The sequence below is a fragment of the Butyrivibrio proteoclasticus genome, from assembly GCF_900115735.1.
GTDB lineage: Bacteria > Bacillota > Clostridia > Lachnospirales > Lachnospiraceae > Butyrivibrio > Butyrivibrio proteoclasticus_B.
Genome location: NZ_FOXO01000018.1, coordinates 1 through 22168 on the forward strand (window position 1 = coordinate 1; position 22168 = coordinate 22168).

General features: G+C 39.2%; 18 protein-coding genes. All 18 read left to right on the forward strand.

Annotated features, from left to right (window positions below; translation table 11 throughout):
* On the forward strand, window positions 1-417 hold a 417-nt coding region (locus tag BM146_RS11540), incomplete at its 5' end, for a GDP-mannose 4,6-dehydratase (protein WP_177201646.1).
* Window positions 418-605: 188 nt separating this feature from the next.
* On the forward strand, window positions 606-1928 hold the full coding sequence (locus BM146_RS11545; protein WP_074889165.1) for a sugar phosphate nucleotidyltransferase: 1323 nt from the start codon (window positions 606-608) through the stop codon (window positions 1926-1928).
* Window positions 1929-2053: 125 nt separating this feature from the next.
* Window positions 2054-3292 carry a 6-phosphofructokinase gene (locus BM146_RS11550; RefSeq protein ID WP_074888963.1) on the forward strand — a complete coding sequence of 413 codons (1239 nt, stop codon included), beginning with the start codon at window positions 2054-2056 and terminating at the stop codon, window positions 3290-3292.
* A gap of 80 nt (window positions 3293-3372) precedes the next feature.
* On the forward strand, window positions 3373-4368 hold the full coding sequence (pseB, locus tag BM146_RS11555; RefSeq protein WP_074888966.1) for a UDP-N-acetylglucosamine 4,6-dehydratase (inverting): 996 nt from the start codon (window positions 3373-3375) through the stop codon (window positions 4366-4368).
* 49 nt (window positions 4369-4417) lie between these two features.
* Complete coding sequence (locus tag BM146_RS11560) at window positions 4418-5860, forward strand: sugar transferase (protein WP_074888969.1); 1443 nt, start codon at window positions 4418-4420, stop codon at window positions 5858-5860.
* 1 nt (window position 5861) lies between these two features.
* Complete coding sequence (locus BM146_RS11565; RefSeq protein WP_074888972.1) at window positions 5862-6944, forward strand: NAD-dependent epimerase/dehydratase family protein; 1083 nt, start codon at window positions 5862-5864, stop codon at window positions 6942-6944.
* 61 nt (window positions 6945-7005) lie between these two features.
* Entirely contained in the window at window positions 7006-8583 is a 1578-nt protein-coding gene (locus BM146_RS11570; RefSeq protein WP_074888974.1) for a hypothetical protein, read from the forward strand.
* 17 nt (window positions 8584-8600) lie between these two features.
* Entirely contained in the window at window positions 8601-9023 is a 423-nt protein-coding gene (locus BM146_RS11575) for a sugar 3,4-ketoisomerase (RefSeq protein WP_074888978.1), read from the forward strand.
* Window positions 9024-9078: 55 nt separating this feature from the next.
* A complete protein-coding gene (locus tag BM146_RS11580) occupies window positions 9079-10011 on the forward strand; it encodes a glycosyltransferase family 2 protein (RefSeq protein ID WP_074888981.1) in 933 nt (310 codons plus the stop codon).
* A gap of 30 nt (window positions 10012-10041) precedes the next feature.
* Window positions 10042-11169 (forward strand): DegT/DnrJ/EryC1/StrS family aminotransferase, encoded by a 1128-nt coding sequence (locus tag BM146_RS11585; RefSeq protein ID WP_074888984.1) that lies wholly within the window; start codon window positions 10042-10044, stop codon window positions 11167-11169.
* A 20-nt stretch (window positions 11170-11189) separates the two neighbouring features.
* Window positions 11190-12434, forward strand: coding sequence for a glycosyltransferase 87 family protein (locus tag BM146_RS11590; RefSeq protein WP_074888987.1), 1245 nt, complete (start codon window positions 11190-11192; stop codon window positions 12432-12434).
* A 20-nt stretch (window positions 12435-12454) separates the two neighbouring features.
* A complete protein-coding gene (locus BM146_RS11595; protein WP_074888990.1) occupies window positions 12455-13978 on the forward strand; it encodes a glycosyltransferase family 39 protein in 1524 nt (507 codons plus the stop codon).
* Window positions 13979-13988: 10 nt separating this feature from the next.
* Window positions 13989-15773, forward strand: coding sequence for a DUF6044 family protein (locus BM146_RS11600; protein WP_074888993.1), 1785 nt, complete (start codon window positions 13989-13991; stop codon window positions 15771-15773).
* A gap of 92 nt (window positions 15774-15865) precedes the next feature.
* Window positions 15866-16807: a glycosyltransferase family 2 protein gene (locus tag BM146_RS11605; RefSeq protein WP_074889169.1), complete on the forward strand. Its 942-nt coding sequence runs from the start codon at window positions 15866-15868 to the stop codon at window positions 16805-16807.
* 14 nt (window positions 16808-16821) lie between these two features.
* Window positions 16822-18027 (forward strand): lipopolysaccharide biosynthesis protein, encoded by a 1206-nt coding sequence (locus BM146_RS11610; protein WP_074888996.1) that lies wholly within the window; start codon window positions 16822-16824, stop codon window positions 18025-18027.
* Between the two features lie 134 nt (window positions 18028-18161).
* The gene (locus BM146_RS11615) at window positions 18162-19379 is read left to right on the forward strand and encodes an SGNH/GDSL hydrolase family protein (RefSeq protein WP_074889001.1); all 1218 of its coding nucleotides are present in this window, start codon (window positions 18162-18164) and stop codon (window positions 19377-19379) included.
* 154 nt (window positions 19380-19533) lie between these two features.
* Window positions 19534-21111 (forward strand): NAD(P)/FAD-dependent oxidoreductase, encoded by a 1578-nt coding sequence (locus tag BM146_RS11620; protein ID WP_074889005.1) that lies wholly within the window; start codon window positions 19534-19536, stop codon window positions 21109-21111.
* Between the two features lie 113 nt (window positions 21112-21224).
* Window positions 21225-22163 (forward strand): glycosyltransferase family 2 protein, encoded by a 939-nt coding sequence (locus BM146_RS11625; protein ID WP_074889009.1) that lies wholly within the window; start codon window positions 21225-21227, stop codon window positions 22161-22163.
* Window positions 22164-22168: the final 5 nt, after the last annotated feature.

Below are 22168 nucleotides of genomic sequence, written 5' to 3' on the forward strand. Positions count from 1 at the left end.
AAGGATTATGTAGAGTGTATGTGGCTTATCCTTCAGAATGACAAGCCTGAAGATTTCGTTATTGCAACAGGTGTTCAGCATTCAGTCAGAGAGTTTGCACAGCTTGCATTCCACTATGCAGGTATCGAGCTTGAGTTCAAGGGCGAAGGTGCAGATGAGAAGGGTTATGACAAGGCAACGGGTAAGGTTCTTGTAGAGGTTTCACCTGATTTCTACAGACCTACAGACGTTGTAAACCTTTGGGGCGATCCTACAAAGGCAAAAGAGCAGCTTCACTGGAATCCACAGACAACATCTTTTGAAGACCTTGTAAGGATCATGGTTGAGCACGATATGGCCAAGGTTGCTGTTGAGAGAGCCAATGAGCATGTTAAGTTTAATCTTGCAGAGTTCCTTGAAAAGGGTATAAATAAATGATTTTGAGCCCCGTTTCATGAGAAATGGGGCTTTTTTATAACATAGGAAATTGCTTCCTATGTTATAAAAAATCGCTCCGCTAAGGATGCGCACATCGCGCGATTGGAAGATGTTGCATAAATGCAACCGCGCTCGGCGCGAGAATGTCGCAAGCGACATTCTTTTTTATAGAAAGGATTGTTAAAAAAATGTCTCTAAATATTATTTTATTGTCCGGTGGCTCAGGAAAGCGTCTTTGGCCACTTTCCAATGATGTTAGAAGTAAGCAGTTTATTAAAATATTTAAAAATGACGATGGCTCTTATGAATCAATGCTTCAAAGAATGTATAAGGGAATAAAAAGTGTTGATCCAAATGCCAATGTTACAATAGCTACTTCAAAGAGCCAGGTATCTTCTATCCACAGCCAGATATTGGAAAATGTTGATTTATCGGTTGAACCATGCAGACGTGATACTTTTCCTGCGATAGCGCTTGCTACTAATTATTTACATGACGTAAATGGAGTAGGACTTGATGAGCCGGTTGTTGTATGTCCGGTTGATCCATATGTGGAAGCTGATTATTTTGAAGCCCTTGGTTTGCTTTCAAAAATGGCTGAAAAAGGTGACTATAATCTGAATCTTTTAGGAATGGAGCCAACATATCCCAGCGAAAAATATGGATATATTATTCCGGAAAGTTCTGAGAAATTTAGTAAAGTTAAAGAGTTTAAAGAGAAGCCTGATTTGGAAACAGCCGAGAAATATATCAAGGAAGGTGCGCTGTGGAACGGCGGCGTTTTTGCATATAAGCTTGGTTATGTTTTGAACAGAGCGCATGAGCTGATTGATTACGTTGATTATGAGGATTTCCTTAATAGATATGATTCTTTTGAAAAGATAAGCTTTGACTACGCTGTCGTTGAGAAAGAAGACAGCATTGGCGTTGCCAGATTTTCAGGAATATGGAAAGATTTAGGCACATGGAATACTCTTACAGAAGCAATGACGGAGAATATTATTGGTAAGGGTGTTATGAACGATAAATGTGAAAATGTTCATATACTTAATGGCCTTGATGTTCCTGTATTATGTATGGGAATGAAAGATGCAGTTATAGCAGCTTCTCCTGAAGGTATATTGGTATCTGATAAAGCACAGTCAAGTTATATTAAACCATTTGTAGATAAATTTGATCAGCAGATCATGTTTGCTGACAAGAGTTGGGGCAGCTATAAGGTTATTGATGTAGAAAAAGAAAGCCTTACAGTTAAGGTTACTCTTCATGCAGGACATAAGATGAACTACCATAGCCATGAAAGAAGAAATGAGTCATGGAATATAATCTCAGGTAACGGACGAGTAATAGTTGATGGTAAGGAAACATCAGTTACCAAGGGAGATACTGTAATGTTGCATGCCGGTTCTAAGCATACGATCATTGCTGATACAGAGCTTCAGGTTATTGAGGTGCAGTTTGGTAAAGACATCGATGTTCATGATAAAGTGAAGTATGAACTTGATTTTTGATGGAGTATTATGGCGGTCGGATTTTTAATCTGGCCGCTTATTGTTTACCGTTTTTTTTGTCAATACAGTCATCTTCTGTTACAATAGGACTGCCAAAAATTAAATTTATAAGGAGAGTCTTATTAATGAACATCAAAAATGTACTTGTTGCACAGTCGGGGGGACCAACTTCTGCGATAAATGCCAGCCTTGCAGGAGTTTTGAAAGCTACTATTGATTCTGTTGAGTTTGACCGATGTTATGGGGCAATTAATGGCATTTTAGGTGTCATGTCGGAGAACTATCTTGATTTGACAGATAAGGCAGCAAAAGATCCTGATTTTATAAAACTCTTAACTCATACTCCTGCTATGTATTTGGGAAGCTGCAGGTTTAAACTTCCTGAATATAAGGATGATGATTCTTCATATTCTTTTATTTTTTCACAGTTTAAAAAACTTAATATTGGAGCATTTTTCTACATTGGTGGAAATGACAGTATGGATACTGTGCTTAAACTTTCGAATTATGCCAGGGAAATTGGATCAGATATAAAGATAATAGGTGTGCCCAAAACCATAGACAATGATCTGTGCCATACAGACCACACGCCTGGATTTGGCTCTGCAGCCAAGTATATAGCAGGCTCAATACTTGAGATTGCCCACGATACTTTTATCTACGCTGTTAAGTCTGTGACTATCGTGGAGATTATGGGGCGCGATGCGGGATGGCTTACGGCGGCAGCGGCTCTTGCAAGGAATAGCTATTCCTCAGCGCCGCACCTTATTTATCTTCCGGAAGTAGCCTTTGACAAGGAACGCTTTTTGACGGATGTACGAAATGAACTGGCAAAGCGTGATAATGTAATTGTTGCCGTGTCTGAAGGAATAAGAGATAAGGATGGTAATTATATCACCTCCAGCAAAGCTATGGCTGATACCTTTGGTCATCAGCAGCTTTCAGGTGCCGGTAAGGCGCTTGAGTTCATAGTAAAAGAGAATATAGGTGTTAAGGTTCGTTCCGTTGAGATTAATGTTCTTCAGAGATGTGCTGCGCATCTGGCAAGCAGGACTGACCTTGATGAGTCTTTTGCACAGGGCAAAAAGGCAGTTGAACTAGCCGGAGAGGGCCAGACAGGATGTATGGTTGTTCTTAACAGGCTTAGCAATGATCCGTATCAGGTTGAATACAGCTATGCACAGATAAAGGACATAGCTAATGAAGCCAAATCGGTACCTGCCGAGTGGATAAACGAATCAGGCAATGATGTAAAAAAAGAACTCATAGAGTATTTAAGGCCACTTATTCAAGGGGAAGTTGAACAGTATTACGAAGACGGACTTCCTAAGTATTTGGACATTTCTCATCTGAATCGTTGCTGAAACCATGCGGTATGATGTATAATGTTAATTTGAATTATAATGCAATAGTATAAGTATATTTGTTTTAGGAGGCTTTTTGAATGCTTACAAATAAGACCATTTTGGTCACAGGAGGAACAGGGTCTTTTGGCAACACATTTGTGCCTATGACTCTTGCAAAATATAACCCTAAGAAGATTATTATCTATTCTCGTGATGAGATGAAGCAGTGGAACATGGCCAAGAAGTTCCAGGGCGATAGCAGGGTAAGATTTTTCATTGGTGATGTAAGGGATAAGGATAGACTTTACAGAGCTCTTAATGGAGTAGACTATGTTGTACATGCTGCAGCAACCAAGATTGTTCCAACGGCTGAGTACAACCCTTTTGAATGTATAAAGACTAATGTCAACGGTGCCATGAACCTTATTGATGCCTGCATAGATACAGGTGTTAAAAGGCTTGTTGCTCTTTCAACAGACAAGGCAAGTTCACCTGTTAATCTTTATGGTGCAACCAAGCTTTGCTCAGATAAGCTCTTTATCGCGGGCAATTCCTATACGGGTGGCAAGACTAAATTCGCAGTAGTTCGTTATGGTAATGTTATGGGCTCACGTGGCTCTGTTATTCCGTTCTTTATCGAAACAGCCAGGACCGGAAAGCTTACTATTACAGATAAGCGCATGACAAGATTCATGATTTCTCTTGAGCAGGGCGTTGAGCTCGTTTGGCATGCATTTGATGATATGGAAGGCGGAGAGATATACGTTAAAAAGATTCCGTCTATGAATATCTGTGACATAGCAACTGCAGTTGATGCAAATGCCGAGCAGGTCGAGATTGGAATAAGGCCGGGTGAGAAGCTCCATGAGCAGATGATCGGTGTAGAGGATTCACATTTTACATATGAGTATCCTGAGCACTATAAGATTTTACCTCAGATTTGTGAGTGGGGTAACTTCGAGGATATGATTAAAGGCGGAGTTAAGGTTCCTGAAGGCTTCAGCTATACTTCAGACAATAATAAGGAGTGGATGACTATTCCACAGCTTCAGGATTGGATAGAGAAAAACAAACATAAAATTGGCAGCATCTAAATTGCAGAGGAGCTTATTTGGGGAGTTTATGTGCTGATGGGGAGAACGTATGAACGCAAAATATAGGACATTGCAAGTATATATTCTGTGGGCTCTTGATATGGCCTGCATTATAGTTAGTTATATGCTAGCCAGCTTTATTAGATACAATTCGAAAGCTGACTATGGTGACAAGACACTTCATTATCTGGTTTCTGTAATATTTTTGCTGGTGGCAACAGTCTACACATTTATGGCTGACTGGAACAGGGATTTTATTGTAAGAGGATGGTTTCAGGAACTATTGAATGTGGTGAGGTTTGTGGCAGTCATATCACTTGTGTCTTTGGTGGCAGTTTTTTTCCTTCAGTGGTATGAAATCCTTTCAAGACTTGTGATCTTCAATTTTGTATGGATTGAGACCTTACTTACTCTTGCTGTCAGGATAACCTTTAAAGAGTTTTTTAAAAAACATCTGACATCAGAAAAAAACGTCACAAATGTTGTGGTTGTTGCAGAAAAACCTTTGATTGAAGAAACAATTAATAATCTTATGAACAGAAGAGATTCTGTTGGGTATAAGGTTGTTCGTGCTTATTCTGTTGATGTTAATGGTTCCGGTGAAAACGCTGATTCTAAAAACGAGCCATGGTATGTCGGTGACGTGCATGTACATAAAGGGATTCACAATCTTACAGAGAGACTTTTGACAGATTCTTTTGATGAGGTGTTCATCAATACTCCTAATATTCCTCAGAGCAATATGAAAGAAATAATTCTTGGATTTGAGGAAATGGGTATTTCAACTCACTACAACTTGGAGCTTCCGGGGATAAGCAAAGCCCATACGCAGTTTGATGATTATATGGGATATTCTGTTATCACTTACTGCATGAATCGCACTAGTTATAAGAGGTTATTCATAAAGAGATTTATTGATGTTATAGGTGGTTTCGTGGGGCTTGTTTTGACTGGTGTTATCACTCTTTTCCTGGCACCGGCCATTAAGCTTGATTCGCCCGGACCTGTTTTCTTTTCCCAGACTCGTATTGGTAAGAATGGACGAAGATTTAAGATTTATAAGTTCAGATCCATGTATATTGATGCTGAGGAGAGGCTTAAAGACCTTCAGGATCAGAATGAGATGAATGGTCTCATGTTCAAGATGGAGAATGATCCTCGCATTACTAAAGTTGGAGAGTTTATCAGAAAGACCAGTCTTGATGAGTTCCCTCAGTTTTTGAATGTTCTAAAGGGAGATATGTCTTTGGTTGGCACAAGACCACCGACAGAGTCTGAGTTTGAACAGTACAATGAACACTACAGGAGACGTTTGTCTATGACTCCGGGACTTACCGGATTATGGCAGATCAGTGGCAGGAGTGATATTCAGGACTTTGATGAGGTTGTTAGACTTGATCTTCAGTATATTGATAACTGGAGTCTTACAGAGGACATCAGAATTTTGCTCAAGACTGTTTATGTAGTGCTTTTTGGTAAGGGAGCGAAATAAAATGCTGGATAAAAATATAGATTTAAATGGAAAAAGAATACTGATAACAGGTGCAGCTGGATTCATCGGTTCAAACCTGTGTAAAGAACTGTTTAGGTCTTATGAGGAAGTTCATATTTACGGAATTGATAATATGAATGACTATTATGATCCAAGGATTAAGAATGATAGATTGAGAGAAATCTATGAACTTGTAGGTGATGATGCTACTTTTGACATTGTCCGCGGAAGCATTGCGGATAAAGAGCTTGTGAACTCGGTATTTGAGGAGTTTAAGCCGGAGGTTGTTGTGAATCTCGCAGCTCAAGCCGGAGTTCGTTATTCAATCGAGAATCCTGATGCATATATAGAGTCCAATATTATTGGATTCTATAATATTCTCGAGGCATGCAGGCATTCATATGATGCTGAAAATACGGATGATAATTATGCGGGGGTTCAGCATTTAGTATATGCGTCAAGCTCAAGCGTATATGGTTCTAACAAAAAGATTCCTTATAGCGTAGAGGATAAGGTTGATAATCCTGTATCTTTATATGCTGCAACTAAGAAATCCAATGAGCTCTTGGCTCATTCTTATTCTAAGCTATATGGCATACCTTCAACAGGACTTCGCTTCTTTACTGTGTATGGTCCTGCAGGGCGTCCGGATATGGCATATTTTGGTTTCACCAATAAGCTTGTAAATGGTGAAAAGATCAAGATATTCAACTATGGTAACTGTAAACGTGATTTTACCTATGTTGACGATATAGTTAAGGGTGTTGTAAGTGTTATGCAGGTAGCTCCTTTTGAGAATGAGAATGGAGTAAAATACAAGGTTTACAATATTGGAAATAATGATCCTGTAAATCTTCTTGATTTTGTGGATATTCTTCAGCAGGAGCTTATTAGTGCGGGAGTGCTTCCGCAGGATTATGATTTTGATTCTCACAAGGAGCTTGTTCCGATGCAGCCTGGCGATGTAGAGATTACTTACGCGGATGTATCAGCGCTTTGGGAAGATTTTGGATTTAAGCCTTCAACACCTCTTCGCGAGGGACTTAGGTCTTTTGCCAAGTGGTATAAGGAGTATTATTGTTAATAGTCGAAGATTTGACTACAAGATAATTGTTAAGATAAAAACTTGCAAATAAAGGATATTGATGTTTAGTTACAAGATACCTAAGTTCAATATAAAACTAAATACCAGAAAACTAAGCATTTTTTTTACTGCTGTTTATGTGCTGAGTCTGATACCGATGCTTGTTTTGGGATTTTATGATTTTCCTTCAGCAGATGATTTTTCAATGGCGCTTGAAACAAGGCAGTATTTTGTGCAGAATGGTGATTTTTTCGGAACAGTTTTGGCTTCACTTCAGAAATCCTGGGTGGTGTACAGTCAATATGAAGGTTATTTTTTCTCTATTATTCTGACATGTATTTGTCCGAGTGTTTTTGGTGAGAGCTTTTATTTTCTGACACCTTTCCTTGTTCTTGGAATGTTGACATTTGGAGTTTGCTATTTTTTTGATGCTCTTTTTGTCAGGGCATGGCAGCTTGACAAGGACCTTACAAATGCTGTCAGGATGTTGACTCTGTTCATGATGGTTCAGTGTCTTAATGGCGCAGGAACAAGAGTTGAGGCATTTTACTGGTACAGCGGAGCTATCAACTATACTTTCACGTTTGGAATGGCTTTTTTTTGGCTGGGACTTCTTTTAAGGTCAGTATACGAAGCTGATGAAAAGAAAAGATTTAGAAAGCTGGTATGGGCTTCAATATGGGCATTTTTCATGGGAGGAGCCAATTACCTGTCAGCCCTGGAACTTGCCATTTGCTCTGTATTATTACTGTTTGTTTTTGTGATGGTTAAGCTTGAAAAGTTCAATATTCAGGGTGTTGATGCTGCACAGAGGAAGGCATTTGGAAGAATCTGGATTCCGCTTGTTATAAATCTTATTGGGTTTTCTTTTTCCTGCTTCGGTCCCGGCAATTCCAACAGATTTGCAGAGACAACACAGATGAGTCCTGTAAAGGCTGTTTTTGTATCTTTGTATAATACTTTTGATATGCTTTTTAATGATATGACCAGATGGGAAGTAATAGTAATACTTTTTATGCTGGTTCCTGTTTTTTGGAAAATGGCAGAAGGTCTTAAGATCAGGCTTGAGCATCCGGTTTTGTTTTCTTTGTTTGCATTTTTATTAGTGTCATCCAATATGACTCCGCCTATTTTTGCCACTGCCAATATAGATGCGGGCAGACTTAAAGCTCTGGCATTTATGGAATTTGTATTTATGCTGGTTCTGACGGAGTTCTATTTGACCGCTGCTGCAAGGCAGTATTTTGATGAAAAATATGTGAAAGATATAATGCAGGTTGGATCAGATGGCAGCGATACTTTTTCACCAGTATTTTCAATGATTATTGCAAGCTGCATAGTTATTTTGGCGCTTGGTTCAGCTCTTTCAATTAAGCCTGAACCGGATTATTATTCTTGTACATCTGCGTTTTATGATATTGCCGGTGGCAGCGCCGAAACATATAAACAGGAGAATGCTGATAGGTTGCGTATCCTTCGTGATGATTCCATAAAGAACGCTGAACTTACTGAGTATTCTGTTCATCCTGAAATGCTTTTTTATATGGATGTTACCCCGGATAGCAACGAGTGGATCAATCAGGCAACTGCTAAATACTTTGATAAAGAGACTACAGTTCTTTTGCCAAAGAATAACTAAAACTGGAGAAGTTAAAAATGAAAGAAATAAAAGAGAATTACAAATTGCTGGAATTCAAGGAATATGGCGATGAGAGAGGAAATCTCGTGGTTGCGGAAGGCTCAGGCTTTGATATTCCTTTCGATATCAGAAGAGTGTTCTATATGTCCGGTTCTGATCCGGATATAAAGAGAGGTAATCATGCTAACCGTTATACACAGTTCGTGCTTATTAATGTAAGTGGCAGCAGTAAGGTTCTTGTTGATGATGGTAAAAAGAAAGAGGTAGTTGTCCTTGATAAGCCAAGAATGGGACTTTACCTTGCGCCTATGGTTTGGAAGGAAATGTATGATTTCTCGCCTGATTCAGTTCTTTTGGTGCTGGCAAGTGAGCATTATATTGATAGTGAATATATCAGGGATTATGATGCTTTTCTGGAGGAAGTTAATAGAGAAAATTGATAGCTGGGTTGATTAATTAGTCAGTTATTGAAATATAAAGTATAAAGAGGAAAAAATGTCTAAGATTTCAATTGTGGTTCCTGTGTACTATAACGCGGATACACTGGAGCTTTTATATGCAGATATGAAGGAGAAGATCCTTGGAAAGCTTGGGGACTACGAGATTGTTTTCGTAGATGATGGTTCCGGTGATAATTCCTGGGAAGTAATTCAGAAGATTGCTGCTATGGATAAGAATGTGGTTTGTACGAAGCTTTCCAGAAATTTTGGCGAGCATGCAGCAATTTTGGCAGGTCTTTCTGTTTGTACAGGCGACTGTGCTGTGACCAAACAGGCAGATCTTCAGGAGGATTCAACACTTATTCTTGATATGTATGAGAGCTGGAAACGCGGGAATAAGGTTGTATTGGCTATTCGTGAGTCAAGAGATGAAAGTGCTGTCAAAAAGTTTTTTGCAGGCTGTTATTACTATCTTGTTCGTAAGACTATCAATAAGGATATGCCGCAGGGGGGCTGTGATTGCTACCTTGTAGACAGGAAAGCTATTGAAGTTTTAAAACTTATGGATGAGAAAAACTCTTCTCTTACACTTCAGGTTATGTGGGTAGGATTTAAGACTGAAAAGATCTATTTCCACAGAAAAGACAGAGAAGTGGGAGAGTCCAGGTGGACACTGGGCAAAAAGATTAAGCTTGTTGTGGATTCAATGATGAGTTTTTCGTACTTTCCTATCAGATGTATGGCAACTTTGGGATTTTTGTTTGCGCTGTGCTCTTTGATTGGAATTATCATGGTGCTTCATGAGAAGTTAACGGTAGGAACTCCGATTTTAGGCTATGCATCCATTATGGCTGTAGTTCTTTTTGGTTTTGGTGCCATATTTATTATGCTGTCAATTCTTGGTGAGTACATCTGGAGAGCGCTGGAAGAGGCTAGAAAGAGACCGCCGTTTATAATTGATGAAGTTAAGAAACACGAAGAAAAATAAAACTGTTATTGTATTTATGAGGAAACAATTATGGAAAAGATAATGCAGGGCCGAATGGACAGAGGTTTTGAGAGATATCAGAAAGAATATGAGGATAAGGCACTCGAGGTACTTCGCTCCGGTTGGTACATCCTTGGAAAAGAAGTTGAGAATTTTGAAACAGAGTTTGCAGAGTATGTCGGTACTAAGTACTCCGTAGGACTGGCAAGTGGTCTGGATGCGCTCTGGCTTGCTTTTAAAGTTCTGGGAATTGGCAAGGGTGATGAGGTAATTGTTCAGGGTAATACTTACATAGCAAGTGTTATGGGAATTACTATCAACGATGCCACTCCTGTTTTTGTTGAGCCTGATGAGCATTATGAGATTGATGCTGATAAGATTGAAGAAAAGATAACAGATAAGACCAAGGCAATCCTTGTAGTTCATCTTTATGGTCAGGCGGCCAATATGACTAAGATTGTTGATATCTGTAAGAGACATGATCTTAAGCTTGTTGAGGACTGTGCTCAGTCCCATGGTGCATGTCATAATGGTCAGATGACAGGAAGCTTTGGCGATTTTGGATGCTTTTCTTTTTATCCTTCCAAGAACATGGGAGCTTATGGTGATGCAGGTGCTATCACAACTAACGATCCTGAACTTGCACGTCTTATGAAGATATATAGAAACTATGGCAGTGAGAAGAGATACCACAACATGGTTGTTGGCGCCAACTCCCGTCTTGATGAGCTTCAGGCAGGTCTTTTACGTGTTAAGTTAACACACATGGAAGATATCACTAACGAGAGATATGAGCTTGGCCGACGCTATGCAGAAGGTATTAGTAATCCGCTGGTGATCAAGCCAACTGTAGCTGAGGGTTCTACTTGTGTATGGCATCAGTATGTACTTAGAGTTCCTGCAAAAGACGGCGAGGGACAGTCTAAGGCCCGTGATGAGTTTAGACAGTATCTTGAGGATAATGGAATCATGACGCTTATCCATTATCCGATTCCGCCTCACAGATCACAGGCATACGAGTATTTAGGACTTCCGGAGGGAAGTCTTCCTATCACTGAAAAGTATGCGAATGAGGTAGTATCACTTCCTATCTACACAGGCATGACAGTGGAAGAACAGCAGAGAGTTATTGATTGCATTAATGCCTGGAAGGGCTAAGGCGTAAGAGAGGTTTAGGCATGAAGAAAGAGCTGGCAATTGATAGATTCCTTAAAAACATAATAAATAAATATATGTATGAAATCTGTTTATGCCTTCTTTTATTGGCGGCTGTTGTAATAAGGATCAAGTTTGCTCCTGAAACCACGCTATCTCCTGATTATAATGACTATTACAAGGTGTGGGTCGATTACTACAGGGAGAATGGTATTATTAAGGGGCTTGGCAATGCTATTGGTGATTACTATGTGCCTCTTAATGTGATGTATGCACTGTGTTCGCTTCTTCCTGTGGAGCCCTGGCTTCCCCTTAGTATAGTAGCTTTTATCTGCGAACTTGTTTCAGCGGTATTTATCTTTAAGATTTTTTATCTTTTAACAGGAAGAAAGCATCATTCAATGTTTGCAGGCATAGCAACGTTGTTTCTTCCGTTTGTTGCTTTTAACGGATCACTTTGGAAGCAGGTAGATGCTCTTTATACTTGCTTTTTGATGATTTCTTTATACAAGCTGTTAAAGCAGGAATATCGTGCGTCCTTTATATGGTATGGCGTTGCCTTCGCTGTAAAGCTGCAGTCCATTATCTTTTTACCCATATATCTGATTCTTTACATTACGGAAGGATTTCATAGTTATGACAGAGTTCTTAAGGACTCCGGTAAAAGAAATACCTTTAGCATTTTGGAGTTTTTGTGGATTCCGGCTGTTTACTTTATAGCCGGTCTTCCGGAAGTGCTTTGTCAGAATGGGCTTAAGAGAACTTATCTTTCATATCTGTATCAGACCAGGGAACTTGACACTGAAGGGTATGGAATGGTTTCATATTTCCCTAACCTGTACAATCTTGGGTTCGATAATTTTGATAAGCTTTTATCCGGTGCTGCTATAATGCTTTTATTTGTAGTTTTGGTTATCATTGCATTTTTCTGTTACAGACGAAAGGATAACATTGACAGAAAGCTTGTAGTATATCTCACTATATTTACGGCTTGGACCTGTGTGGTACTGCTTCCGGGGATGCATGAGAGGTATGATTATGCGATGCTTCTTTTGCTGACTCCTTTTGCGGTCCTTCTCAGGAAAAAAATCGTGTGGCCTATGTTTATAGCAAATGCCTGCTCACTTGCAACGTATGCCTATGCCCTTTTTGGTGCGAAGGATATAGTCAATATGACTGTGGTTTCACTGTTTTATGTTGGTGCATATCTTTATACTTTGATTGATGTGGTAAAGCTTTTAAATGATGAGAACCATCAGGTGAGCTGAGGAATAAATGATTGTTTAGGATGAAAAGAGCATTTAATTTAATAATAGTTTTCTGTCTTTTAGTGGCGGCTTTTTTGGTGTTTGGGACAAGCATTTTGACAACGATTTACTATGACTATGGTTGTGACAATGACTGGCCTCATTACGGCAGAGAAAATATTTTACTACTTCTGCTTTTGTGCGCAGGAGTAGTTTTTGTGTTAATGGTTTTAAAAACAAATGGTGTTTTTAAGCGTGAAAAAGGGCCGCTTATGTTTGAACTTGCATTTTGCACAGCGTATTGTCTTATGCTTATTCTGGCGATACGACCTCTTCCTGTCAACGACTCTAAGACTTTGGATGACATTATAAATTCTTTTATGTCAGGTGATTATTCATCGCTGACAAGTAAAGAAGGGTATCTTTATATATGGCCATTTCAGCTTGGTTATGTGGCTTTTGGTCAGTTGATGTGTACTGTTTTTGGAATCGGTAATTATATAGCCTGGGATCTGATTCAGCTTCTGTCAATTCTTATTACTGTTTATCTCTTATATCAGATGACCTGGGAGTTTTTTGGTGACAGGGAAATTTGCAGTATTATGGCAGTTCTTTCAGCAGGAATGCTTTTCTTTTACAATTATGTGACCTATATCTATGGGGATATCCTGAGCATGGCACCGCAGACCATAGCTCTTTTCCTTGAAATCCTGTATATGAAGAAAAAGGATATTGGTTATGGAATAGGGGCAGGAGTAGCCATCGCATTTGCTATAATGCTGAAAACTAATTGTGAGATAGCATTGATCGCGCTTGTAGTGATACTTGTGATGAACCTGATTTCATCAAGTGGCGGAAAGAATAGCCTTTTGAAGGCGGTTCTTATCCTTCTCATAATGTTTGGTCTTACTTTTGGCATCAAAAATGTAGTTAATTCTTATTATTGCAGCGTTACAGGCTTGGATGCGATTCCAACAGGGAGCCCTGCTGTTTCACACATTGCCATGGGGATGCAGGAAAGTGAGCTGGAGGATGGCTGGTACAATGGTTATAACTATCATGTTTTCGCAGAAAATGGGTATGATACGGAAGCTACAAAGGCGGCAGCAATAGAGAATATCAAAGAGACGCTTTCTGTTTTTGCTGATAGGCCTTTACATGCCGGAAGGTTTTTTGTGAGAAAGTTCCTTACTCAGTGGGCGGATTCAGTATGTATTTCTACTCATAATCTTGATCTTGTAAACAGGCATCATGACAATCCCACATGGCTGGCAGGATTTTTGGTTTCAGGTTTTGGTTCTACTATTATGCAGTGGGTCATGAATGTTTATATGACCATATGTTATTTGGGGGTAGTTATTTATCTGATCAGTGTTTTAAAGAAAAAAAGTGTTTCTGAGCCTGAGATGCTTGTTTTGATCCTGATATTTGGGGGAATAGTATTCCATGAGTTTTGGGAAGGATCATCGCGGTATGCTATGAGGTATTATGTTTATTGGATTCCGTTTGCGGCATTCGGTTTAAAAAAACTATTGGATTATATTGGGGAGAAATTTGAAAAATAGAGGTTGTGTTATGGAAATAAAGACCAAAGGTAAAAAAGGATTATTTGGCTTTGGCGTAGTCGGAATTTTCCTGTTTGCAGTTTCGGTGTTCTATGTATTGATTGGAGAGAACAGTTATATAGCGGTACAGGATAATCTGGATCTGTTTCTGGCCCAGTTTGCCATGCTGAAAAATGAGGGCATTTTCTTTTCTCATGGAGTATCGGCACCATTTTTAGGCGGAGTTTCAAGGGATGTTCTTCCAAGTGAGTTTTCACTTTATACGGTTATATTCATGATTTTTCCGCCATTTGCAGCATATGTTGTTGGCTATATTCTAAAGGTGATAATTGCTGTTGTATCCTGCAGATTACTGTTTTTGGATATGACCGTGAATGATAAAGACAATGCACATGTTCAAAACCTTGCGACTTTGGTTGGTCTGCTGTATGGAATACTTAATCTGTTTCCTGCTTTTGCAATCCCGTTTGCATCGGTGCCGCTGATTGTATTTCTTTTGAGAAAAGCATATAAAAATGGGCTTAATAGACGTTTGTTCGGACTTATTCTGCTTATTTTCTGTTATCCGTTTATTTCCTATTTTTCATACCTTGGCTTTTTTATCCTCGGATATCTGTTTGTTGCGATCATCTGGCTGTGGATAAAAGACAGAAAGCTTAGCATAAGCCTTGTTATAGCACTGATGGCGTTAGGCTTGGGATATGTGGCTTTTGAGTACAGACTTTTTTCAATGATGCTTTTTTCTGATGCAGAAACAATAAGAGAGACTATGGTTCAGACTTACTTGCCATTTAATGAGATCATTGGAGAGAGCTTTGATATTTTTGTTAACGGCATGATGCATGTAGATGACCTTCATAGGCTTTTTGTAATGCCGTTATGCCTTGTTTACCTGGTTTTATTAAATGTCAGATACGTAGTAAAGAAAAATGTTAAAGATATTTTTACAGACTACTATAATCTTTGCTTTTTGATAATTGTATTTAATTGCCTGGTTTATGGCCTTTATTATTCCAAAGCAGTTGAACATGTGATTGAGACACTGCTTCCGCCACTGACAGGATTTCAGTATAACAGGACAATCTTTTTTAACCCGTTTTTGTGGTGCGCAATGCTCTTTATTCTGGTTTATCGCTTATATAAATGGTTAAGTATCAGGCAAAATAAGGTAAAAGCTCTGATCATATTGCCGTATATGCTCATAATAGTTGCTGCGTTGGTTGTCCTCTTTGCGCCAACTAAGTACAATGATCTGTATCATACTGCTAAGCTTACTGTACGTGATAAAGTATACGGACATGATAATGATGCCCTGAATTACAGGGAGTTTTATTCAACGGAGCTTTTTGACGAGATAAAAAGCGATCTTAAGTATGAAAAAGGTGAGTATTGTGTAGCTTATGGCATGCATCCGGCAATTCTTGAGTATAATGGTATTTATACTCTTGATGGCTATCTTGGGTTTTATCCGCAGAGCTATAAAGAGGCATTCAGAGAAGTAATAGCGCCGGCTCTTGAACGCATGGAGCCTACAAGGCTCTACTATGATGAATGGGGAGCAAGATGCTATCTCTATTCCGGCACGGACCTGTCGATTGTTATGGCAACTAAGAGCATGGCAGAAGTTACAGATAATGATATTTATATCAATGCGGCTGCACTGAAAAAACTGGGATGTAAATATATTATTTCGCGCATAGATATATCGAATACCGCAGACGTTGGTATAAGGCTTATTGGTAGCTATAGCAATGTTTCATCACCATACACCATATATGTATATACAATAGTTTGATATTATTTGATTATCAGTTTACAATGGATGAGGCAAGATGGCCTGTGGTAATTTTTGATGGGAGTCTTGAAGTTCATGGGGAAGAGGGAAAAATGGATAAAATAGCAGTTTTAATTCCTTGTTACAACGAGGAAAAGACAATAGGAAAAGTCATTCGTGATGCTAAGGCAGCACTTCCGGAGGCTACGATTTATGTTTATAACAATAACTCCAAGGATAGAACAGCAGAAATAGCAAAGGCAGAGGGAGCAGTTGTCAGAAATGAATATATGCAGGGAAAGGGCAATGTTATAAGAAGGATGTTCCGCGAGATTGATGCCCTTGTGTATGTTATGGTGGATGGTGATGACACCTATCCGATGGAGTCAGCTCCTGAAATGGTTGACCTGGTACTTAATCATAACTCTGACATGGTAGTAGGTGACAGATTATCAAGCACGTACTATGAGGAGAATAAAAGGCCTTTCCACAATTTCGGAAACAATCTTGTCAGAGGCAGCATTAACAAGCTCTTTAACTGTAATATCAGAGATATTATGACCGGCTTTAGGGCATTTAGCTATGAGTTTGTTAAGACATTCCCTGTTTTGTCAAAGGGATTTGAAATTGAGACGGAGATGACTATTCATGCTGTTTACAACAACATGCAGATTGATAATGTCATCATTGATTACAGAGATCGTCCTGAAGGTTCAGAGAGCAAACTGAATACTTACGCAGACGGATTTAAGGTACTAAGGACCATAGCAAGGCTTTACAGAAGCTACAAGCCATTTGGATTTTTCTCTATAGTAGCAGTGGCACTTACAATTATTTCGCTAATCTTTTTTGTGCCGATTCTTCAGGAATATTGGGCAACACATCTTGTTCCGAGGATTCCTACGCTTATCGTATGCTGCTTCGTTCTTATGGCTGCTGTTCAGAGCTTTTTTGCAGGAGTTATATTGTCGACTATGTCTATAAATAACAGGCATGAGTTTGAGATGCAGCTTAACATGCTCCAGAGGCATAAAGAGACAGATCTGATGAAGTAAGTGAGATATTAGTAATGAAAAATAACAGTAAGAAGCTTTTGTTTAGTGCTTCTAAAGATTTTATATTCAGTGTTCTTGCACTGGTAATATATAACGGTGTCCTTCAGCTGCTTATCTATCCGGGACTTGAGTCCAGGGTAGGAGCGGATGCTTTTGGCACCGTTCTTTATTTGATTTCTGCGGTATCCATAATGGGCGCTGGCTTTGGTACTGCAGCCAGCTATTCCAGAATGGTGGCCAAAAAAGACAGGACAGAAAGTAACGGAGATTACAATCTGTTTCTTTTGATAGTTGCAGGGATATCTGTTGTAGTGTCGTTTGCGGCACTTTTTGTTCTGGGTAACCTTGAGGTACTTCTGTATATTCAGTTGCTGCTGCTTATGATAGTAACTGTGATCAGATACTATGCTGATGTTGAGTGGCGAATGACTATCCGTTTCAAGGACTATTTTATTTTCTTTGGAATGGTGTCTGCCGGATATGTTATAGGTCTTCTTGTATATCCTGTTACTAAGAGCTGGGCAGCTACGCTTTTTTTGGGCGAAGCCTTCGGCATTATCTATACCTTTGTCAGAGGGCATATTTTTAGAAGCCCTTATACTAAGCTTTCTGACAGTTTTAAGGAAAACATGAAGTCTTTGTGGTACATCTCTGCCAGCAATTTACTTGCGGCGCTGATCCTTCATTCGGACCGAATTCTTTTAAGACTGGTAGTTGGTGGAAGAGAAGTTACTGTGTTTTATGCGGCCAGTCTTATAGGCAAGATTGTTGCGATGCTCACAACTCCTTTGAATGGCGTGATCATCAGTTATCTGACCAATTATAAGATTGAACTTGATAAAAAGAAATTTGCCGGAATAAGTGCATTTCTTCTGATTCTCACAGGGGTTGGAGCTCTTGCATGCACTGCCTTTTCTTATATTTTTGTAAAGATCATGTATCCTGACATATTTGAGGAAGCAACAAGATTCTTTTTCCTGGCAAACCTGGGTCAGATTCTATATTTTATTTCAGGGTCTCTCATGGTAGTGATCATGAGCTTTTCAAAAGAAAAAATGCAGCTAATCATCAATAGTGTTTATGGGGCAAGCTTTTGCGTTATAGTTATACCGATGACTATAGTCTTTGGTATAAATGGAATTGCATATGGGCTAGTAGTGATAAGTTTTCTGAGATTTCTTTTAACTGCATTTATTGGTATTAAAAAGCTATCGAAATAACGATAAGTTCTTAAGACTTTCTTAAGATTTACGGCAGATATTCTTAAGATTGCAGTTTTTTTATTCACTAGCTTGATCAAAGTGATACAATCATATAGAAAGATGTTTATGAGAAGTACAGGAAGGATGATGATATGAAAAAAAGAAGTTTGACAGTCATAGCATCAGTTATGACTTTTATTACTATTGTTTCAGGTTGTGGCCTTCAGAATAATGATACTCAAAAGGCTACAGAGTATATAAACGATGAGATAGAGAGTTCTGAAGCCTCAATGGAAGCCAGCACAGTTGATTTCGCTTCGGAGAACAGTTCAACAATCGTGGTTGAAGGTTTGATGGAGCCGGTTCTGGAAGAGGCAAGCGCATCGGTTTCTACATCTATAGTTGAGACTCCGGCAGCTGCCGCAACTGCTTCTACTTCTGCTATAGAGGAGCCACAAGAGCCCGATAAAACAGTTATGGTGTTTTTGGGAGACAGCCAGTTTGCTAACGGAAGAAGTGAAGGAACTGATATTCCACATCTGATCGGAGAGAGAGTTCCTGATTCTGTGGTTTATAACATGGGAATTGGTGGTACAACAGGTGCTATCGAGATGACAACATCCGATGTTAATCCGGAGAGCCTTGTATCAACAAGTTTTCTTGGGATGACCTATGCTTTGGCGGGACAGGCAGACAGAAATAGTGTTTTAGCTGGATATCCTGAGATTTTAGATACCATGAATAAGGTTGATCCTAAGGAGGTTGATTACTATTTCCTTTCCTATGGAACCAATGATTTCTTTTTAGGTCTGCCGCTTGACCATACACAGTACGATGGAAATGAAATGCACTGTTTCTATGATGCAATGTGCACAGGAATTGATAAGTTAAAAGAAATAAGCCCTGATGCCACAATTATTCTTTTGACTCCATTTTATGGTGTTTATTATGACAGCGAGAACAATATGATCGGCGACACCTATATAGTAAGTAACTATTTTGATACTCTTGCCAATTATGCAAGGAAATCCAAAAATGTAGCAGAGGATGAGGGTATTGAGAGCTTTGATGCAATGTTTGGAACACATTGCGATCTGTATATTGATACAGCTACCCAGTATCTGATTGATGGTGTTCATCTTACTCTTACAGGCAGACAGATTTTTGCCAGACTCCTGGCACATCTCCCGAATTACATGGAGAAAAATGAACCATCTGTTTATTTCGATACTGACTACATCAAGATTTCTGAGTTTAACCCTGATGAATATTACAAGTATCGTGATGATATGCTTAAAGAGTATTATCCTGAATATTACCAGAAACTCATAAATGGTGAGTATAAGCTTGCAAAACCTGACGCAGAGTAATTTGATATATGAATAAAGTTTAAGGCCTTCCGGTTAGAAGCCCGGAAGGTCTTTTTTTGCTTTTTAATTGAAGATTTGCTTTTTAATTGAAGAAATGCGCGCATTGTTGTATACTACTCTTATTGTTAAAAGACTAACTAAAGAGGAAAGTTAGATGAAAAAAGTACTTATTATTGGGGCGGGTCCTGCTGGTCTTACAGCGGCTTATGAACTTTTGTCAAAGTCAAAGGACTATCAGGTTGTAGTTTTTGAGGAGTCAGGTCAGTTCGGTGGTATTTCCAGAACTGTTAATTATAAAGGAAATCGTATGGATATGGGTGGACACAGGTTCTTTTCCAAGGTTCCTGAGGTCAATGAGTGGTGGCAGAAAATGCTGCCTCTTCAGGGAGCACCTACATATGATGATATTGTTTTAGAAAGGCCCATGGCTATGGCTGAGGGCGGCCCTGATCCTGAGAAAACTGACAGGGTTATGCTCCGCAGAAACAGGGTGTCCAGAATTTTCTTTGACAAGAAGTTTTATGATTATCCTATCTCACTTAAGTTTGAAACCTTTAAGAACATGGGAGTTTTAAAGACTATTGCCTGCGGATTCTCATATCTTTTGGCTATGATCTTTAAGAGAAAAGAGAAGTCTCTTGAGGACTTCTATGTTAACAGATTCGGTAAAAAGCTTTACTCAATGTTTTTTGAGTATTACACAGAAAATCTTTGGGGAAGACATCCGTCAGAGATCGATCCGTCCTGGGGAGCTCAGCGAGTTAAGGGCGTATCTATTATGGCGGTTCTTAAGAACGCCTTCCGTAAAAAATCAGGAAAGACTGACGGTAAGGTAGAAACCTCTCTCATTGAAGAATTCAGCTATCCTAAACTTGGACCGGGGCAGCTTTGGGATGTTACAGCGGCTGAGATAAAGAGCCTTGGCGGAACAATTTTCTGCAATGCTAAGGTTATCAAGATCCGAAAAAAGGGTAACCACATTAAAGGGGTTACATATCTCTTTGGCGGTAAAGAGATGGAGATGGATGGCGATATAGTTATCAGCTCAATGCCTGTTAAGGATCTGGTTGAGGGAATGAATGACGTTCCGGCAGAGCCACTTAGAATTGCCAAGGGGCTTCCTTATAGAGACTACATGACTCTGGGAGTTCTGGTTCCTAAGCTCAATCTTGAGAATAAGACCAAGATTAAGACTATTGGTAATATAGTTCCTGATAACTGGGTATATGTTCAGGATAGAACAGTTAAGATGGGACGTTTTCAGATTTATAACAACTGGTCACCTTATCTTGTTAAAGATCTGGAGCATACAGTATGGGTTGGTCTTGAGTACTTCTGCTTTGAAGGCGATTCAATGTGGAACATGACTGAGGACGAATTTGCCAAGATGGCAATTAAAGAGATGGTTACACTTAATCTTATCAGCAGCGCTGATGAGGTAATTGATTATCATATGGAGAAGGTTAAGAAAGCTTATCCTGCTTACTTCGATACCTATGAAGAGATGGATAAGTTGGTGGATTACCTTAACACTATTGATAATCTGTACTGTGTTGGACGTAATGGACAGCACAGATACAATAACATTGATCATTCAATGTGTACTTCTTTTGAGACGGTTAAGAATATTCTTAGTGGGGAGACGGACCGCAGCAACATATGGAATGTCAACACCGAGAAGGAATACCACGAAGCTGATTCTGAATCTGAGGAAGAAGTTGAGGTAGATTAAGAATTATGGGGTGTGGCAGGTTTGTCACATCCTTTTGTTTTGAGCAGAGCACTTAGTGAGGCTCTCTCGAACTTAGTCAAGCTTGCAAATGAAAGATTTTAAGAGGTTTAATTGTGAAAAAGATTAGTATTATGATTCCATGTTTTAATGAAGTAGAAAATGTTGAGGCCATAAGCAAGGCAGTGGAGGAGGTTTTGGTTAAGGAGCTTCCGCAGTATGATTATGAGATTGCTTTTATCGATAATGCTTCAACTGACGGCACAAGGGATATAATTGAGAGACTATGTGCTGAGAATAAAAAGATAAAGGCAATTTTCAATGTAACAAATTTTGGACAGTTTAATTCTCCTTTTCATGGGATGTGTTCACTTGATGGTGACTGCGTTATTCCAATCTGTGCGGATTTCCAGGATCCTGTTGAGCTTATACCTGTTTTTGTGAGAAAATGGGAAGAAGGCCATAAGATTGTAAGTGGTGTTAAGTCATCAAGTAAAGAAAATGGCTTTATCTATTTCCTCAGAAGCTGTTATTACAAGCTGATAAAGAATATGTCCAGTGTACGTATGATCGAACATTTCACAGGCTTTGGTCTTTATGACAAGACTTTTATCCAGCTTCTTAGGCAGCTCGGAGATCCTATTCCTTTTATCAGAGGAATTGTTGCTGAGTACGGAGAGGGCTTTAACATGACAACTGTTGAGTATGAACAGCCCCAGAGAAGAGCAGGCAAAACACACAACAATTTCTATACTTTGTATGATGCGGCAATGCTTAGCATCACTTCATACACAAAGGTGGGATTGCGTTTGTGTACAATTGCAGGATTTATCTGTGCTATTGTGGATTTGATCGTGGCTTTTGTTTATCTTGTTTTGAAGCTGACTCACTGGTACAGTTTTCATGCAGGTTATGCACCGATGATAATAGGTATGTTCCTTATTGGAGCGATTCAGCTCTTTTTCATAGGACTGATGGGTGAGTATATTTTGAATATCAATACCCGAGTGATCAACAGGCCTATTGTTGTTGAGGAAAAAAGAATTAATTTCTAATCATG

Bases quoted from the DNA above. Each gene is read 5' to 3' on its own strand.
- BM146_RS11545 (WP_074889165.1), top strand. From the start codon at position 606: ATGTCTCTAAATATTATTTTATTGTCCGGTGGCTCAGGAAAGCGTCTT.
- BM146_RS11550 (WP_074888963.1), top strand. From the start codon at position 2,054: ATGAACATCAAAAATGTACTTGTTGCACAGTCGGGGGGACCAACTTCT.
- pseB (WP_074888966.1), top strand. From the start codon at position 3,373: ATGCTTACAAATAAGACCATTTTGGTCACAGGAGGAACAGGGTCTTTT.
- BM146_RS11560 (WP_074888969.1), top strand. From the start codon at position 4,418: ATGAACGCAAAATATAGGACATTGCAAGTATATATTCTGTGGGCTCTT.
- BM146_RS11565 (WP_074888972.1), top strand. From the start codon at position 5,862: ATGCTGGATAAAAATATAGATTTAAATGGAAAAAGAATACTGATAACA.
- BM146_RS11570 (WP_074888974.1), top strand. From the start codon at position 7,006: ATGTTTAGTTACAAGATACCTAAGTTCAATATAAAACTAAATACCAGA.
- BM146_RS11575 (WP_074888978.1), top strand. From the start codon at position 8,601: ATGAAAGAAATAAAAGAGAATTACAAATTGCTGGAATTCAAGGAATAT.
- BM146_RS11580 (WP_074888981.1), top strand. From the start codon at position 9,079: ATGTCTAAGATTTCAATTGTGGTTCCTGTGTACTATAACGCGGATACA.
- BM146_RS11585 (WP_074888984.1), top strand. From the start codon at position 10,042: ATGGAAAAGATAATGCAGGGCCGAATGGACAGAGGTTTTGAGAGATAT.
- BM146_RS11590 (WP_074888987.1), top strand. From the start codon at position 11,190: ATGAAGAAAGAGCTGGCAATTGATAGATTCCTTAAAAACATAATAAAT.
- BM146_RS11595 (WP_074888990.1), top strand. From the start codon at position 12,455: ATGAAAAGAGCATTTAATTTAATAATAGTTTTCTGTCTTTTAGTGGCG.
- BM146_RS11600 (WP_074888993.1), top strand. From the start codon at position 13,989: ATGGAAATAAAGACCAAAGGTAAAAAAGGATTATTTGGCTTTGGCGTA.
- BM146_RS11605 (WP_074889169.1), top strand. From the start codon at position 15,866: ATGGATAAAATAGCAGTTTTAATTCCTTGTTACAACGAGGAAAAGACA.
- BM146_RS11610 (WP_074888996.1), top strand. From the start codon at position 16,822: ATGAAAAATAACAGTAAGAAGCTTTTGTTTAGTGCTTCTAAAGATTTT.
- BM146_RS11615 (WP_074889001.1), top strand. From the start codon at position 18,162: ATGAAAAAAAGAAGTTTGACAGTCATAGCATCAGTTATGACTTTTATT.
- BM146_RS11620 (WP_074889005.1), top strand. From the start codon at position 19,534: ATGAAAAAAGTACTTATTATTGGGGCGGGTCCTGCTGGTCTTACAGCG.